This is a genomic window from Paenibacillus sp. 2KB_20 (assembly GCF_052115765.1).
Taxonomy (GTDB): domain Bacteria; phylum Bacillota; class Bacilli; order Paenibacillales; family Paenibacillaceae; genus Paenibacillus_AQ.
The window spans coordinates 35,192-52,507 of the sequence record NZ_JBFRHH010000012.1; the positions used below are offsets into that span (position 1 = coordinate 35,192).

Consider the following 17,316-nt stretch of genomic DNA (forward strand, 5'->3'; position numbering starts at 1 on the left):
GCTTATCCGTTCTGCTCAGGTTGAGTTTCCGCCAAGCAACTCTTCATTATGGGCCTATATCCGGCACGTTGTATTTCCCGTTATATGAAAATCAAACTCCAAAACGGCTGGAAGAAGCAGCAGGGACCCGTCGATTGACGAGTCCCTGTTCTGTCCAAACCTATATCTCACGAGAAAACATAACCTATTCCAGAAAAAAGTATGGTTGTACGTTCTCTATTCGCTTACGCCAAGTTTATGCTTCGGATCGCTTCCATGTTCACTTTCGGTTTACGATCGATCGTCAGCAAGCCGTTCACTTCCTGCTGCACGTCCGTAATTTGTGTATAGCAGAATCCGCTCACGTAGGGTAAGTTTTTAATCGCTTGCGTAATTCCCTCGTATCGCTTCAAAAATTCCTCCTCGTTACGAACCTGATTGCCGTAACCCCAACCCTCTTCGCTTGTGAAGGCGATGCCGCCATATTCGCTAATGATCACAGGCTGGCCTCGATAGCCATAACCCTGTGCGAATGGATAACGATGCTTGTTATGCGCAAATTCGTTGCCTAACAGCGCGTCTTTGTCCCGATATCGCTCTTCCAGCATAGCGCCTATCTCTTCATAATCGTGGAGTGTGATGATATCCGAAATCGTATGCTCCCAGCCATCGTTCACGATGACCGGCCGCATCTGGTCGAATGCCTTGGTCAAATGATAGATCGATTCGGTAAATTGCTGCTGCTTGCGGTCGGTGGCTATGTCGGTTATCCCCCAGGACTCGTTGAACGGTACCCATGCGATAATGGAAGGATGATTGTAATGCTGCTGGACAACAGCCATCCACTCATTCGTGAATCGCTCCACCGCATCGTCCCCGAATTCGTAGGTCGACGGCATTTCCGACCATACCAGCAGCCCTTTGCGGTCGCACCAATATAAGTAACGGGGATCTTCCAGCTTCTGATGCTTGCGCACGCCGTTAAAGCCGAGGGCAAGCGTTTTGTCGATGTCTTCCAGCAGCGCTTCCTCCGACGGAGGCGTCAGATGCGTATCGTTCCAATAGCCCTGGTCCAGCAGCAATCTCTGATAGATCGGCGTATGATTCAATATAATTTGATCGCCTACGATCCGGATGCTCCGTATGCCGAAATATGAATAGACCGTGTCGATGGGATTTCCGTTTTGTTTCAGGATCATCTCGACATCGTATAAATTCGGATGGTTCGGATGCCATGGCTTGATCTTCCATTCCCCTACCGCTTCGTTGACGACGCTTACGTCAACCGTTACGGTTCCTCGCTCCACACTCGTTTCCGTCGAGCGGATCAGCTTCCCGTCAAACCGGATGATCGTCTGAAGGGTTAATCCATCATAATCATGCCCGGAATTGCCGAGTTCGTAATGGAAGTTCGCTGCCCCGCGCTCAAGCTCAGGAGTTATTTTCACCCGGTTGATATGAATCGGATTCACGTACTCCATCCATACGGTCTGCCATATCCCCGTCGTCTGCACATACCAGCAGCCGAAGTTGTCCTTCATCCATCGCTGCTTGCCGCGCGGTTGGGTACAGCTGTTGCTGTCCACAGCTCGAACGGTAATCCTGTTCTCTCGGCCAAGCTCGACCGCCTCGGTAATATCGAAAGAAAAGGCTGCGTATCCTCCCTCATGCGTACCGATTTTGTTGCCGTTGACCCACAGGGTCGCCGAGTAATCGACCGCTTGAAAATGCAGCAAGACACGTTTGCCTGTTTCCTTGGCAGGTATGGCAACCATCCGCTCATACCATACGCAGGGATGGAACGATTCATCTGCTATACCGCTTGCTTTCGTCTCGAACGCGAAGGGGACCGTAATTTTGCGGTCGGCTTCAAGACGGTCGTACCACTTGCCACCTTCCCCTTCCCATGCATCGTCGAACCGGAAATCCCATTCCCCGTTCAGATTTTCCCAGTTTTCACGTACAAATTGCGGTCTGGGATAGTCTTTAATATATTTGTGCGAGCTAGACATTATGTTCCACTCTCCATCTTCTGTAAGTTTATCGTATCTATTTCGTACCTATGGATTCCACCGTCAAGTCGCCGAGCTCGATCTGCTCCGCATGAACCGATCGCAGACCTACTCTCCCCTGCATGAATGCCTGGGGATCATCGTATGTCAGGACCGGCTCTTCCCCGTCCTGCACATATACGCGAATCGTGCCTCGAACCGCCTCAATGCGCAAGCTTACCGGCTCGTTTGGTTCCAGCGAAACCTTGACGCTATGCAGCAATTCGGAATCGTAATTATGTTTGTACAGCTCGAGTTTCGTCGCGCTGACCGCAAGGAAATATCCCATCAGCGAATCGCTCACTTGATCCCTGAAATCCGACTCGTTTGTCACTCGGAAGAGCACGCCCGCCTGACCGGACGGATCGTCGCCCAGCTTCACGGTCGTCCGGATACGATAGTCGGTCCAAAGGGGGCTTCCTCCATACATCTTGGCATCGGAATTAGCAGCCCCGGCAAAACCGCCGACAGTTTCGATCCACTGGCCGTGGACATCCTCGGAGCTTGTTTGTTCCAAAAGATGCTCCAACTTGAACGTATGCTCGTCGACCAGCTCGAAGTCCATCGTTTTCCATTCCATCGTATGGTCGCTGTCCAATTGAATGGCAAGGCTATGTAATCCCTTTTCAAGCTTTAGGGATCCAACCCGAATTTTAACCCAGGGTTCGTTACCGGAGTAATGGCTGCCGTCGACTTTATAGTTTCCGGCTTTCTTATCGTCCACGAGCAGCTTGAAGGATGCCGGCCCCGCTCCGGCCTTGACCGTTAGGTCCAGCGCATACATGCCGGATTCCGACACGTTCACCGCATAACGCAACCAGTCGCCTTTTTCCGTCAGCGATGCCGAGTAGCTCCCATCCTCTGCCACCTGGATCGCCGTACCGTCAGAACTACGCCATGCGCCTGCTGCCGATGGATGGCGGACCGAGAATCCTCTGCCTTCGCCGCTTAAGTAATGCACCGCCTCAATGCTGCCCGGAAGCGGTTTTGCCGTTTCGAAGTCACTGCTGCCGGAAGCGTGATTCGAGAATGCCGTATACGAAAAGCTCGGCTCGCCGGTTTCGTATCGATAACCGATTTTGCCTGATCCAAACGGTTCCGCTGATTGATCGAGCTTCAGAGTGCCGTCCAGGTAAACCCGGAGCCGATCTTCTCCGCGCTCGACGCGAATCGTGTGCAGCTTGGACCAATCCGTGTCTTCGGAAATCTTCGCCGTTGCAAGCACATCGCGTGTTCCACCCTCTATCCTGCCCACGGATATCCGGTTTCGCTCGGGCTCAATTTCGGCGAATCCGTATTGATTCGCTTCCTGATACGCAAACAAAGACGCGACGCGAGCCTTCGATGGGACCACGTTATATTCGGCCGTATACATTTGATCCGTGCTCTCCTTGCTCACGATTTGTGCCATTCCTCCAGAATTCACTACTTCCCACCGGCTTTGATTTATGGCGGCTGCATCCAGCCTATCGGCAAAGACCGGCCCTCCCGGAACGGGCTGGTCGTAATTCGTAGGCCCCAGAATCTCCATCTTGTCTCCGTTGAAGACCAGCCTGTCGATGTTCATGCGACGGACAGGCGGGCCTTCCTGAGACCTTCCCGTCAAGTTATGATATACGAGATAATAGGAATCCAGATCGGGTCCGAGTACGGTCGAGCTGTGGCCGAGCCCGTAGAACTCCGGCTTGGTACTGATCACAAGCGGGTTGTTGACCGGAACGGTATACGGACCGAGCGGCGAATCATGGGACACGGCATAGTGAATGCGATAACCTTTACTGAACACGTGATTGCCGGTATACGTCATGTAATAGGTTCCGTTCCGTTTGATAATCATGGACCCTTCCGTCCAATGTCCCAGATAGGGCCCTGGGATCGTCTGACCCACCCCGAATTCAGCGGGGCCGTCCATGGGAACGCCGACAATGCCTGACGAACCAGCATGCGTGAACAGCCATGAGCCGTCATCGTCGATAAACACCGAGCCGTCGATACTCATCCCGACGTTCTCGGAGATCCGTTCGAACGGGCCTGTCGGCGATTCGCTGCGAAACACATAATGCCCCTTTCCTGCCGGAGACGTATAGAGATAGAACCAGCCGTTCCAGTAAATCACTTCTGGTGCGTAGGCGCCGGTCGATACGGGATCCTCCGTCACCAGACCCGCATACCTCCAATCGACCAGATTGTCCGATATCCAAGCCTTGATGCCCGTCCGGTGATCCTTCGTGCTGACATACAGATAATAGCGGCCGTCATGCCGTAATACATACGGGTCCCCATTGCCGTAATCCTCCCATTCTTCCTCTAGGGAAGGAAAAGGATTGGCGTACATCTTTTCGTTGTAAATGTCCAAATCGACCGCCTCCGGTTTCGTTCTTGAATCGCATCCCGACAATGCCAATCCGGCCAGTAATCCTAACGTGCCAAGACAACAAACAATCTTCGACAGGCGCGGCATACTTATCGGCACATGCCTCACCCCTTGATTCCGCTGATTGCCATCGACTCGATAAAATATCTTTGGCAGAAAAAGAACACGATGATTACCGGCACCATGGCGATGATAGCGGCAGCCATGATCATCGGATAGTCCGACTGGCCGATGTACATGGCCTGCATCGAGGCGATCAGCACTTGAATCGTTTGCTTCTCGGGCGTGTGCAAGTAAATCAGCGGACCAAGAAAATCATTCCAGATGCCCATAAAGCCAAGTGCGGCTTGAGCCGCGAGGGCCGGCTTCATGATAGGCAGCGCGATTTTGAAGAATATGCCCGGAAAGCTGCAGCCGTCGATCTTCGCCGCTTCGATCAATTCCGTCGGCATCGCGCTTTGCATGTATTGTCTGATAAAAAAGATAACAACGATATTGCCGAACAGGCCGGGCACGATGAGCGGCAGCAGTGTGTCCACCCAATCCAGCCTGGAAAATCCGATATACTGCGGTATCATAACGACCGAATACGGAATCATCATCGTTCCGAGCAAGCCCATGAACAGCATGCCTTTGTAAGGAAATTCGAATTTACCGAACGCATAGGCAGACATCGCGGATACCAGCATCCCAATCGTTAGGACGATCACCACGATGATCAAGCTGTTCATGAATCCGTGAAGCAAGGGCGACTCCAGCCAGACTTTTGCGTAGTTATCGAACGTAATCGGATCGGGAATCCACTGTGGCGGAATTTCAAATACGTTTCGCCGATCCTTTAATGAAGTCGAGATGGTCCATATGAACGGTGCGATCATAAAGATCGAACCGCAAAGCAACAGCAGCAGCGACCAGAGGTCCGTCATTTTTTCCCGTTTCACAGATTTCCCCCCTAGTCTTGGTAAACCCATCGATTGGAAAGCTTAAATTGAATGAGCGTAACGATAAAGATGAGAATGCCCAGTACCCAGGCCACCGCGCTGGCATAGCCCATATTGAAGTACTCGAACGCGTGCTGGAAAATATAATAGACGACCGTGGCACCGCTGTATTCCGGCCCGCCATCCACCGCAAGCACGTAAATTTGGCTGAATGACTGGAACGCGCCAATGATACCCATGACGATGACGAAAAAATGGATCGGCGTGAGCAGCGGGATCGTAATTCGCGTCAGCTTGTGCCATGCACCAGCGCCATCGATTTCCGCAGCTTCATAATACGTTGAGGAGATCGATTGCAGTCCTGCAAGGTACAGCACCATGTTCCCGCCGATGCCGCTCCACAGCCCAATCAGGATGAGCGAAGGCTTCACCCACTCCGGCTTGCCCAGCCAGTTAGGCCCGGTTATGCCGAACGTTTCCCACAGGAAGTTGTTGAGCAATCCGTAATCTTGATTCAATATCCACTGCCACAGCAGTGATACCGCGATAATCGGCGATATGACCGGAAGATAATAAATCGTCCGCATGAACGAGATGCCGGCAAATTTGCGGTTCATTAAGATGGCCAGCAGCATCGAGAGGATCATGCCGAGTGGAATGCCGATCATCAAATAGATCGTATTGTACAACGATTTGAACACTTTCTCGTCTTTCAACAGATCCTTATAGTTTCCGAGCCCCGACCACTGCGGATCGGTAAGCATATCCCATTTGTGAAAGCTGATATAGATCGAGAACAAGATCGGCACAAGGCCGAACAAAAGAAACCCGAGAACCGGCGGAGCCACGAACAGATACAACCACGCCAGTTCTCTTCTGCGATACCCGCCAAGCTTGGTACCCATACTCCATTCCACCTTCGCCAGTATTCGTTATGACAGGATGTCCGCACGGCGGGAGGCGCCGATATGGATGGCTGACGCCCCCTGCCTTTTGCGGCATTATTTATTTCCTTTGTCGTACAGCTCCTGCATCTTCGGCTGGATCTGGGCCGTAAAGTCTTTCGCCGACATCTCACCGTTCCATACTTTGCTCGCGTTCTGTTTGAACGCATCGATCCATTGCGTATCCTTCGAGAAAGCCACCACATCCGGGCGTCCGTAATCTTGGATAATATCAATGAATACTTGCCGTGTTTGCGGTCCTTTGTCCATTTCCTTAAATTCGCCTTCTGCCATGTCGATCAGGTTAGGAACCGCTTGGCCAAGCTGGTAGTTTTCCCGCTGCCCTTGCTCATCCAGGGACAGGAAGGCCGCCAAGTCGAATGCTTCCTGCGGGTGTTTGGATTTAGCCGAAACGGAAAATCCCATCGAGCCGAGCCAGGTCGCCGTTTGTCCCGTATTCGGGCTTGCCGGCCATGCAGCAATGTCCCAATCGAAAGGCAGCTCCCAGAATGCAGGCTGATCCCACGGGCCCATCGCAAACATTGCCAGCTGGCCGTTAATAAAGCGGGTATATGCATTCATCGCTTGCTCGGCTTCCTGATTCGGACTGACCTTATGTTTCAGGTTCAGGTCAGCGACAAATTGCATCGCCTCATAGAATTCGGGCTCATTTACCTTTACCGTGCCGGTGGCGTAGTCGATATATTCACCGCCGTTGCCCCATACTGCCGATTCCAAACTGTAAGCGCCTACACCATATTGATCAGGCTTTCCGTCGCCGTTAGCATCGACCGTCAGCTTTTGGGCGGCTTCCAGCATGTCGTCCCAGGTCCATTCCCCTGCCGTTGCAGAAGGGTAAGGTACACCTGCTTCGTCAAACAAATCCTTGTTATAAACAAATGACCATGGTCCTACGTCCTTGGGCAGTCCGTACATGTCTCCGGCACCGACCTTGCTGCCGTCAAAGCGGTAGCGGTCCATTGCCTGCTTCCATACGTTATCGGGATTAAACAATGAGGTCTGGTCCAGATAGGACTGAATGTTGAGGAGCGTTCCGGCTTCCGCGAAGCGGTAAAACTCGGGACCTCCAACGTAGAATACGTCCGGAACCTTGCCGGAGCTGATCAGCGTCGTCATCTTCTGTGAGTACTCACCTGGCGGCACCGAAGTGTATTTAACGGTGACGTGCGGGTACTTCTCCTCGAAGGAAGCGATCAGCTTTTCGAAAATCTTCTTTTCGTTCGGATTGCCGTGGCCCATAAACTCAATCGTTACAGGTTCTTTTGAGTCCTGCCCGGTGGAAGCTTCATTGCCTGATTTCGGAGTGTCCGGGTTGCTTGGAGTTGCCCCGTCCTTTGGTCCATTGCCGCCGCTGCAAGCGGTTAAGGCGAACATCAGCAGCAGCATGATCATGCCTGCGAATTTGCTCTTCGATTTCATGCGATTCCCCTCTTCTTTAAAAGATGTGGTGTAAGCGCTTTACGAAATCATGATAACTTATAATAATATAATTTTATATACTATATTTAATATAAAATAGGCGATCTCCTCTATTGTCGACCACCCGCTTTACTCTTTTACCAGCATAACTGGCACCACGATTCTTCTCGCCTCAAAAGCTCCTTCGATCTGCTCGATTAGCAGCTCTACGGTCAACCGGCACATCTCCTCCTCGTTTTGGCGAATATACGGGACATTCGGCAGATCCGGCGGATCGAATGTGATCAGCTCCACTTCGTCCGGCACTTGTCTACCGGATGCAACTGCGGCTTTATAGACATTTCTGCACAGCTCCGTATTGGCCGTGATGATGCCGGTGATATGGGGACTGCCATCTAAAAACGCCCTGATATGTTCAATGGATTGACCTGATGCGATCTCTTCCAGCGGGAGGAGACACCATAAGCTTTTGTCGATCGAATATCCATGCTCCAGAAAAGCCTGCTCAAACCCTTGGGCCCTCTCGTCCGTCACCGTATTCGTAATTTCAGGAGAGATGAACGCGATGGACGAATGGCCTTTGTTAAGTAAATACTCCACGGCTTCCCTAGTGCCATTTACGTTATCCGAGCTTACACTGTATGTCTTGACCTCCTTTAAGAACCGGTCGATCAGAACGAAGGGGAAACGGTCCAGCGAGAGCCTCAGAATCGAATCGTTGTACGTCTCGTTTTCAACCGGAAAAATGATCATGCCGTCCACCCCCTGCTTCAGAAAGGACGAGATGACCTTGGACTCCTCAAGCTGGGATTCGCGTGTAATTCTCAGCATCACTTCATAACCTGCGGCAGAGGCGTACTTCTCGATGTTATCTAAAAAGCGCTGGTCCACTTTCGTTTTCATCGTCGGCAGCACTAACCCGATACGCCCGCTCTTGCCAGGACCTGCTGTCCATTCTCCCAACTGATCAAGCGCCGTGGAGTTTTCCGGTCTGCTCATAACGAAGGTGCCCTTGCCTTGGATCCGGACAAGCAAGCCTTCCTCCATCAGTCCGACCAGCGCATTTTTGCTTGTAATTTGACTGACGCGGTAACGTTCGGACAATTCTCTCTCCGAAGGGACCCGGTCCCCTTCCCGCAGCTTGCCGATGGCGATCAACCGCTTGATATCTTCCTGAATTTTTTTGTATAGCGGCAGAGATTTCAATGCCCATCACAACCTTTATAATTTAAATAGTATATTAAGTATATTATTATAATATAACTTGGTGTTTGTAAATGACTAAAAACATCGTTCGAGAGGATTCCAAAGGAAACAGACTGCTCTTAATGGAGACTTTTCAGACGATATCAACAGCAGGAGCTTTGAGATGCAAAGTTTCTTTATATCAATTAAGCGGCTGGCCCATAAGGTCTTAGATCTTGCGGAAGGCCCCCTTCTTGCTGTTAGAAGAAACTCCATGTACGAATCGATCCTCCTATCGCTGTTGCCCCACATTTCTTGGAATGGTTCTGAGCAAGGGTGAAATGTGGTGGCAAAGGCGAGCGCTGACACTTGTCCGGAATCGATTCGTCCTCTCCGCTACGCCGTGCAGATTGCTTACTTTTAGACGGAAAGAAACCGTTCTTTGGTAAAATGGAGGTTCAACCCAAACCATTTACGAAAGGAACGGTTTCTTTTGTACATTCAATATACCATGGGGCAATTCTAAGATATCCCTCAACAATCTACTTTAAGGACGACCCCTTGATGGGTTATTTCATTGTATTCTTAGATCGAACTTCGTGAAGTCCGATTCATTCCGGCCAAATCCAATGGACCGGTACGACTTCACGTCTTGGCTTGTGCGTACCGGACAACTGTTCTGACAGCAAATCGACGGCACGCCGGCTTACTTCATCCAATTGCTGACGGACGAAAGGAATGCCTTCGATATCCGGATCGTCAAAAGCGGCTAGTTGCGGTTCGTTCCCTGCTCCCGTCCTCATTTCCCGAATGGCATAATGGGTATAGCGGGCCAATTCCGCGTTAACGGCAAAGACGGCCGTGATATCGCTCCGATCACGCAGAAAACGAACGACATCCCGTTGTCCGTGACCCTCTGCTATAGTTTCCAAATCCAGCATGCACCATAGTGTCTTGTCTATAGGCAAGCCCTGTTCCATAAAAGCGGCCTCGAAGCCTTTGGCTCTTTCGTCCGTAACCGAATTTGTAATTTCCGGTGACAGGAAGGCAATGCGCCTGTGTCCCACCGCAAGCAAACTGGATATAGCTTCGCGAACGCCTCCGTAATTGTCAGAGCTGACGCTGTACGCTTTGATCTCTTTCAAGAAACGGTCGACAAGCACCAATGGAACCCGATCGAGCGACAAGCGTAGAATTGCATTATTATAGCTTTCCTGCTCGACCGGGAAAATGATAAACCCATCGACGCCTCGTTCTTGGAACTGCTTGATCGCTCGGTATTCTTCCTCTTGCGACTCGCGTGTAATGCGGATCAACAGGTCATACTCCCGCTCCGCACAATAACGTTCCAGACCATCCAGCAGCTGCTGGTCGATCTTGGTTTTCATCGTTGGCAAAATAATCGCGATCGTCTTTTTTGTGCCCGACTTAAGATGTAGCTCTTCCAGAATGACCTGCTCCCGAACGAAGGTGCCCTTTCCCCGATATCGCACTAACAAGCCTTCCTCTACCAAACCGTTGAGCGCGTTTTTGGTTGTAATCTGGCTCACACCGTACCGCTGAGCCAAGTCCTTCTCCGACGCTACCAAGGCGCCTGCCTGCAGCTCGCCGCTCTGAATGCGCTGGCGTATGTCGTTCTGAATTCGTTTATATAACGGATGCTCCATGTCTGACCTCGCTTTTTACGTCAGTCCCCACTGAAAAATAATATATATTTAGTATATCTTAAATGATATTAATTGCGATACAATCCCTTTTAGAAAGCGCTTTCTAATTCGGGTTGGGAGGTTAATTGCATATGATTCGAAACAAAGGCTTCTGGAAGAAACCACTTGCTTTCGTCGTCATGCTTGCGCTTGCTTTAACGGCAATTCCATTGTCACCGGTTCATGCCGCTTCATCAGGCATGGCGTGGGCTTCGCAGCAGATTGCCATCTATACGCCGCCATCGGGAGGCGTATGGTATCCTCGGCTGCTCAAGCTTACGCCGAGCGAGTGGCTCGTATCCTTCGACACCAACGCTGGCGGAGGCAACACGCGCATTGTCGTCTCCCGAACGCAGGACGGCGGCTATACATGGAGCGCTCCGATCACAGCTGTCTCAAGTAGCGCCGGCAATGTGGGGAACGGTCAAATGTTAAGGCTGCCAAGCGGGGAAATTTGGTTAGCCTATCGGCAGGTCGTACAGAACGGCTCGACCTATGACATCCAGCTTAACGTCAAGCGGAGCGTCGACGGTGGTTACACCTGGAGCGATTTGCCTGGCGGATTGGTCGGGAGTTCAACCGCCTCCAGCTTTAAAGGTTTGTGGGAGCCGCATCTAGACATGATCAACGGCTCAATCGCGGTGCTTTATGCGGACGACAGTCCGGCTGCGGTCGGAACGACCGGGCTGCAAAATTTGTATATGAAGACCTGGAACGGAAGCGGCTGGGGCAACCGCATCACGGTTAGCGACGGAGTGGCAGCCAGCTCCCGCGACGGTATGCCGGTCATCACGCGAATGAACGACGGGCGGTATATAACCGTATTCGAAGCCTCGGACGTTGCCGGCCACCCTTTTGTCATCAAGTATAAAATATCGCCGGACGGCTTTAATTGGTCGGTTCCCCGCCAAACGATGTACGTGCCCAGCGGCAATGGCAAAAAGGCGGGTGCTCCGTTCGTCGTGAAGCTTGACGACGGCCGTCTTATGACCGCATTCCAGACCGATGAAAGCAGCGCCAACACGGGGGATCCTTACACCTCGATGTTTACGATGATCAGCTCCGATAACGGCGCGTCATGGCAGTACAAAACCAACGTTTTTCCGGTATCCGATACGAAATCCTCCAACTGGAATGCCCTGATGACCATTGATTCGACCCGTGTCGCAGCTGTCACCAGCGCAACTTATCCGGCAAACGGCATCTATCTGCGCTTCGGGCATGTCGTGACACCGCCGCAAACGAATGTCGTTAACAATCCCGGTTTTGAAACAGCCAATGTAGCGGGCTGGACGACGTACGGCGATGATTACCCGAAACGGATTCTTATTCATGGAGCTAATGACGGCGTTGGGCTTCCCGCTGCCGAAGGCTCTTACTTTGTCGGTCTCGCGGGCACAAGCGGACCTTCGACCGCGTATGTCGGACAGACGATTAGCGGTCTCGATAACGGCACGTATACGATGCGCGCCCGCATGCGCAGCAGCGGAGGCCAGAACAGCTGTGTCATGGAAGTGAAGGACTATGGAGGCAGCATGCTTCAAACCGGGTGTCCGGTGACAACAGCGTGGACGTCTGTCACGATATCCAATATTCAAGTGACGAGCGGCAAGGCGACGATCGGATTTTACGTATCCAATTCGTCCTCTTCCCAATGGGCGGATATCGATCAGGTCGAGTTCTTCCGGAACTAGTAGGAGTATAACCTCCGGCTAAACCAATCGTCTAAATGAGGCCTCTCCACGATAGAAGTAGGTTAAAATGCATTAATATTGTTGAAACTACTTTATTCCAAGGCCGTCCAAAAGTCATCATAGATGGCAGTGGACGGCCCCTTTCATTTTAGTCAGCAAAAAGATTACTTCTTGCCTTTGATTATGGTCGTTGTATGCAAGATCATCACTTGATCGCTTTCCTCACATCTCTTCAAACAAGACCTCCGATACAAGAAACGCTGTACCGTCGTATTCGTACCGCAACCGGACCGCGACCGGGAATTCGCCAGGCGAAACCTGAATCGGCACCGATGCGTATAAGGTGCCTCCCTCAACGTAATAACTAACTATGTTGCCAACAGCGGGCTGATCCAGCCAAAAACCGGCGTCTTCCTCCTTATATTCAAATGTGCGAGTTACCCCGTCCAGCATGAATTGAAAAATCCGTTTTCCCGCTTCTGCTGTCGCCTTGTAGCTTAGTTTGGACTTTACCGAAAGCACCGGATCGGCTGACATCACCTCTCTAAAACTTTCTGTTAGAAGTTTCAACTCCGATTCTCTAATGCCAGTACCGTAGCCGGTTGTCAAAATGATAGCAAGTACATCCTCCTTGTTATTCTTTGCAGTCAGCAATGCAACGTCTGGATAGTAGGTTTCGTTGCTCACATTCTTCCAATCATGAAAGGTATGTTCCGTGTCGCCATACTGAACGTGGATGGAGCGGATCATCCCTTCTTTTTGGATCAGAGTTCCGGTCATCTTCAGGCCAATCTCCGTATCCTCTCTTAATATCACGGTATTCCCCTGCTCGTCTCCAACCTTGATTCCATCCAAAGGTGCTCCCGTTTCGTCTATGTCGATTTGCTCAATAAGCGAGATCCTGTGTGAATCGTTACGTATAGTAACGTCTATCGTTTCCTCATACTTCATCGGAATCGAATCACGCAGCAGCAGACGAAGTCGATATACGGTTTGCGCTTCTTCTGCGTTTATCTCCTTCACGTGCACTTCATATACCCAAGGGCTGGACACATCATAGCGGTCAAGCGGCCATTTCACCTCAGGATGCTCCCATATATCCGGCGATGGGCCGCCCCAGATGCCAAGCTCTCGCAGCAAGAGAGCTTCGGTCAGTGTCACGATCGTGCGGTCGTTAGCCTGTTTGATCTCATTTTTCGCAAGGTTCCACCAGTCGAAGTCGCCTCCTGTTCCAAGCAGGATGCTTGAAAACGTTCCTCCCCCCTGTGTGCCTGGACCTGGAGCTACCAGATGGGGAATAGATGGGGGCTGGTTTCCGAACCAGATCCCACCCCCTAACAGAAGCAGAATCGCGGGAATGATGGCTACAGCAGGTCGTCTCCATCCACGGCTGGTTCGTTTCATTTCAACCACCGTAAGTCTTTTTTCCACATCCTCCATCATGTCAGCTTTAAATCGCCGCTCCTTAAAGGGCGGTCCAGCCAGTCTCTTATTCCAATCCGGCTTCCATTCATTCATCGTCGTTCGCTCCTTCCCATCTGGCGGCAACCTTCTTTTTAGCTCTGTAAATTCTAGACTTTACCGTCCCTGGCGAAAGACCGGTAATGCCGGATATTTCCTCTATGGTTAGCTGAAGATGTACACTCAGCACGAGGGGGTCTCGAAATTTACCGGGCAGCTTTAGAACCTCCTGCCACAGCTCATTCGCCTCCTCCCGTTTCAAATACTCCGACTCGGCAGATGGCGAAGACATCGTCCCGTTCAGCCCATCACCCGGCGATCGCCCAATCAGCACCACTCTACGCAAAAACGCTCGTTTCAGATAGGAAAGCGCTGTGTTTCGGGTGATTTTGAGCAGCCAAGTTTTGATGGAAGCTTCCCCGCGAAAGAAGGAAACATTTTGATAAGCTTTAATAAACACATCCTGCGCGATATCATCCGCTGTATGTGAATTTCTGGTGATCACGTAAGCATAATTCCAGACATCCTCACCGTAGGATTCCATTAGCATCCGGATGTCCGAAATATTCAGTTCCGCAGAATGCTGCATCTGCATCTCCCTCAAGCTGTTCGCCCCCCTTACCAAAACAGACTCCATACGGTCGATGAAAGTTCCCGAAATCAAATGAATAATATCCGGCAGTTTAATATGTAATGGTCGTCACCTTGACCGATTCTCCTCATGAACTAAAAAGAACACCTGTTTAGGTGTCCCTCTGTTTATTTTGTCCAAGCGGGTCAGACCTGCTTATCTGCGGCGATCAATAAGAAAATGGGGCGTCTGAATGCATCATGCCATTCTGGATCCTGAAGCTGCTCGTGTTCTGGCTTAAGCTCAGACATCTCCCTAAACTGGAATCCTGTTTTCACTAACGCATTCATCTGTGTGGCTATATTCCGATGGTATTTGGTGACTTCATTGTCAAGAAATCTAGTCTGGCGTGCACCTTCCTCATGATAGTCATCGGTAGGCCAGTGCAACTTCTCCCCGTCCGGGCCATAAAACCAATCTTGTTCGGGTACAGCAGTAAACACGGGGTGTTCAACTGAAAAGACAAACGAACCTCCAACCGTTAGACTCTGATATACCTTTTTACAGATATCCTCGAAATCACGAATGTAATGAAGTGCAAGCGAACTAATCACGAGATCGAACTCGTTAGCAGGGTAGTCAAAATCCTCTATTGCGGCCTGCACATATTCTATATTCGTGTCATCGGTCATTAACCTTGCCCTCTCCAGCATGTTCTTTGAGATATCCACTCCGACCACAGACCGTGCATGCTGTTCTCTTACGTACCTGCAGTGCCACCCGAACCCGCAGCCGAGATCAAGCACCTTTTTGTCCCTAAGTTCCGGAAACATCGATCGAAAGGCACCCCATTCTCCTGCTCCCTCTAATCCTTTGATTGAACGGGGAAGTTGATTGTAATTCTTGAAAAATCCTAGATCATCATACTTGTTTTGCTTCACTACAATCTCCCCTTAACGTTATTTTATAATTCCCCCCCATTATATTTGACCTGTTTTCATTCCTCAACGCCAGTCTTGTTTCTGCTTTAATTGTGATCATGGATCAAGCACTGTAACCCAAAGCGTTTAGTCCTTGTGTTCTTCATCAAGACGCAAGGTGAACACAAGTGCCCACTCCGTATTTCTTAACGAATCCGTTGAAAGATCCGCTGTATGTATTTTATTGGTACTTGTAGCATGCATGCCAAACACATGCACGGGCTGATCTATCGTAAACGAACGTGGACGCATATCCTGAATCAAACCGTGTGCTGTCAACTTTTTGTCCCAAGGAATAGTAATGGTAGAAAGGCTTGATCCCGAGTGAGAAGTGGTGTTGACTTTAATCTTGCTGAACTCCTTTTGACCCTCTATGGATTCCGTGTCAACGGATATGATTAGTTCTACTTCGTTGCTGCCCTTTTGCTCATTCGAACTGTAAAACAAATCTCCGATCGACCCTGCCGAATCTACCTTCTGCCCGTTCTTCCAAATATTGATGTCCAAGCTGACGTTAGGTTTATTTCCCTCATACTTTAATTTAAATGCACCCGTCATCGGACCGAGGAATAGCTTAAACTTCGCTGCGTCCCCTTGGAACAAATCCACCGGTGTAAATTCGATCTTGGAAGATGTCGAATCCGTCTCAGGAGAGATCTGTTCCTTAGTTCCTGCAAAGCAACCCGTTAGAATCATGAAGACGATTAATATACACGCTTTTAACCTCAATTTACTACCTCCATTAAAATAAGCTATCATGTTGCTAAAGTTGAATATCACAGCCATCAAAAGGCAAGCCTCTTTCAATCAGCATAACAGCATGGTTGATTGCATTCTGTTGGTTCTCTGTAAGGCAGCTCTCATGCCCATTCCATTCACTAAGCCACCAGAAGAAAGAACAAATATTTCTATACTCCATAAACATGGGGATTGTTTGTTTCCAGTACTCGGTGAGATGGTGTTCCTTCTCGTAACCCATGAGGAATTCACGCAAGAACAGTTGGGCAAACCTGCTTTTTGTGACACGATCTTCTGCATGCACTCCCCACCAAACGGCATGAGTGGCCGCTATTGCAATGTCTAATGAAAACCAGCCATAGATACTATCATCAAAATCAAAAACCGTTATTTCACTGTTGTCGATAAAAAAATTATAAGGATGGAGGTCATGATGTATGAGTCCAAACGAATCGCAACACCTAGGCAGTGAATCAATCGTACTCTCCATAGAGATCAATTTTTCAAGAAGTACATTGAAACTGCCTTGCTCCAGATGAGGATTATTGATGCTTCTTCTGCTCCAGCTGTCTCTCTTCACAAGGATGTGAGATGCTTCATATGATTTCGATAGCCTATGCATCCTTCCCATGGTTTCTCCCCAATTTCTGAATATCTTCGGGCCCCATAGCTGTTCATTGTGCTTATCAAAAAAGCGACCTGCAGCCTCATGAAAAGCAGTTGCTATATACCACTTATCTTCATCGCTGAATATGGCCGTTAACTCATTATTACATGTTTGAATCGGTAATGAAGCACGTACTCCGTTCTTCACCAAGTAATAAACCCAATCTACCTCCGCCCTTATCTTCGGTACATATTCGTGTGATTTCTGAGATAACCGCAAGATATAGGACTGATTGTCCTTCGTAAACCGATATACTTCATTGGTTGAGTTACTCAGGAAGACTAACGTTCCTACATGAAATTCGAAAGATTCTGCGGCTTTAAGCAATAGCTTCGAGCTTGCCATTCAGGATGCCTCCATCTTTTTAAGAGTCCTATAGACCAATAATTATAAAAGCCGCTCAAGCGAGCGACTTTGTATTGATTATTGTAATCTCGATCACGATCATGTTTTCATTCGAAGAGTATTCGTTAAGAAGTTTGTGCGACTCCTGTTTTGGAATTATTAGCCAATCAATATAATACCACTCTTCTTATGATTTCGGAAGATAACCTTTCGCGAATGCACGTGAACAACTGCATAAGT

At 49.8% G+C, this 17,316-nt stretch carries 13 protein-coding genes; 1 reads left to right on the top strand and 12 read right to left on the bottom strand.

The window, feature by feature from the left end:
* Window positions 1-224 precede the first annotated feature (224 nt).
* From AB4124_RS26365 to AB4124_RS26395, 7 genes are all read right to left on the bottom strand, one after another.
* The gene (locus tag AB4124_RS26365) at window positions 225-1,991 is read right to left on the bottom strand and encodes a glycoside hydrolase family 2 protein (RefSeq protein WP_441974669.1); all 1,767 of its coding nucleotides are present in this window, start codon (window positions 1,989-1,991) and stop codon (window positions 225-227) included.
* Window positions 1,992-2,028: 37 nt separating this feature from the next.
* Window positions 2,029-4,503, bottom strand: coding sequence for a family 43 glycosylhydrolase (locus AB4124_RS26370; RefSeq protein WP_441974670.1), 2,475 nt, complete (start codon window positions 4,501-4,503; stop codon window positions 2,029-2,031).
* A 5-nt stretch (window positions 4,504-4,508) separates the two neighbouring features.
* Window positions 4,509-5,345 carry a carbohydrate ABC transporter permease gene (locus AB4124_RS26375; protein ID WP_215159481.1) on the bottom strand — a complete coding sequence of 279 codons (837 nt, stop codon included), beginning with the start codon at window positions 5,343-5,345 and terminating at the stop codon, window positions 4,509-4,511.
* Between the two features lie 11 nt (window positions 5,346-5,356).
* Window positions 5,357-6,250 carry a carbohydrate ABC transporter permease gene (locus AB4124_RS26380; protein ID WP_076321643.1) on the bottom strand — a complete coding sequence of 298 codons (894 nt, stop codon included), beginning with the start codon at window positions 6,248-6,250 and terminating at the stop codon, window positions 5,357-5,359.
* 96 nt (window positions 6,251-6,346) lie between these two features.
* Window positions 6,347-7,729 (bottom strand): ABC transporter substrate-binding protein, encoded by a 1,383-nt coding sequence (locus AB4124_RS26385; RefSeq protein ID WP_379405838.1) that lies wholly within the window; start codon window positions 7,727-7,729, stop codon window positions 6,347-6,349.
* A 129-nt stretch (window positions 7,730-7,858) separates the two neighbouring features.
* The gene (locus AB4124_RS26390) at window positions 7,859-8,935 is read right to left on the bottom strand and encodes a GntR family transcriptional regulator (RefSeq protein WP_339265386.1); all 1,077 of its coding nucleotides are present in this window, start codon (window positions 8,933-8,935) and stop codon (window positions 7,859-7,861) included.
* 590 nt (window positions 8,936-9,525) lie between these two features.
* Window positions 9,526-10,581 (bottom strand): LacI family DNA-binding transcriptional regulator, encoded by a 1,056-nt coding sequence (locus AB4124_RS26395; protein WP_430112467.1) that lies wholly within the window; start codon window positions 10,579-10,581, stop codon window positions 9,526-9,528.
* A 131-nt stretch (window positions 10,582-10,712) separates the two neighbouring features.
* Between AB4124_RS26395 and AB4124_RS26400 the strand changes: the two genes are divergently transcribed.
* Complete coding sequence (locus AB4124_RS26400; RefSeq protein WP_441974671.1) at window positions 10,713-12,314, top strand: sialidase family protein; 1,602 nt, start codon at window positions 10,713-10,715, stop codon at window positions 12,312-12,314.
* A gap of 222 nt (window positions 12,315-12,536) precedes the next feature.
* On the opposite strand, the gene AB4124_RS26405 is transcribed toward AB4124_RS26400, so the two are convergent.
* From AB4124_RS26405 to AB4124_RS26425, 5 genes are all read right to left on the bottom strand, one after another.
* Window positions 12,537-13,832, bottom strand: coding sequence for a hypothetical protein (locus AB4124_RS26405; RefSeq protein WP_441974672.1), 1,296 nt, complete (start codon window positions 13,830-13,832; stop codon window positions 12,537-12,539).
* Window positions 13,825-14,370, bottom strand: coding sequence for an RNA polymerase sigma factor (locus AB4124_RS26410; protein ID WP_441974756.1), 546 nt, complete (start codon window positions 14,368-14,370; stop codon window positions 13,825-13,827). The genes AB4124_RS26405 and AB4124_RS26410 overlap by 8 nt, the downstream gene beginning before the upstream one ends.
* 182 nt (window positions 14,371-14,552) lie before the next feature.
* Window positions 14,553-15,287 (bottom strand): class I SAM-dependent methyltransferase, encoded by a 735-nt coding sequence (locus AB4124_RS26415; RefSeq protein WP_441974673.1) that lies wholly within the window; start codon window positions 15,285-15,287, stop codon window positions 14,553-14,555.
* A gap of 126 nt (window positions 15,288-15,413) precedes the next feature.
* On the bottom strand, window positions 15,414-16,055 hold the full coding sequence (locus tag AB4124_RS26420) for a hypothetical protein (RefSeq protein ID WP_441974674.1): 642 nt from the start codon (window positions 16,053-16,055) through the stop codon (window positions 15,414-15,416).
* 34 nt (window positions 16,056-16,089) lie between these two features.
* Complete coding sequence (locus AB4124_RS26425) at window positions 16,090-17,076, bottom strand: phosphotransferase enzyme family protein (protein WP_441974675.1); 987 nt, start codon at window positions 17,074-17,076, stop codon at window positions 16,090-16,092.
* Between the last annotated feature and the right edge of the window lie 240 nt (window positions 17,077-17,316).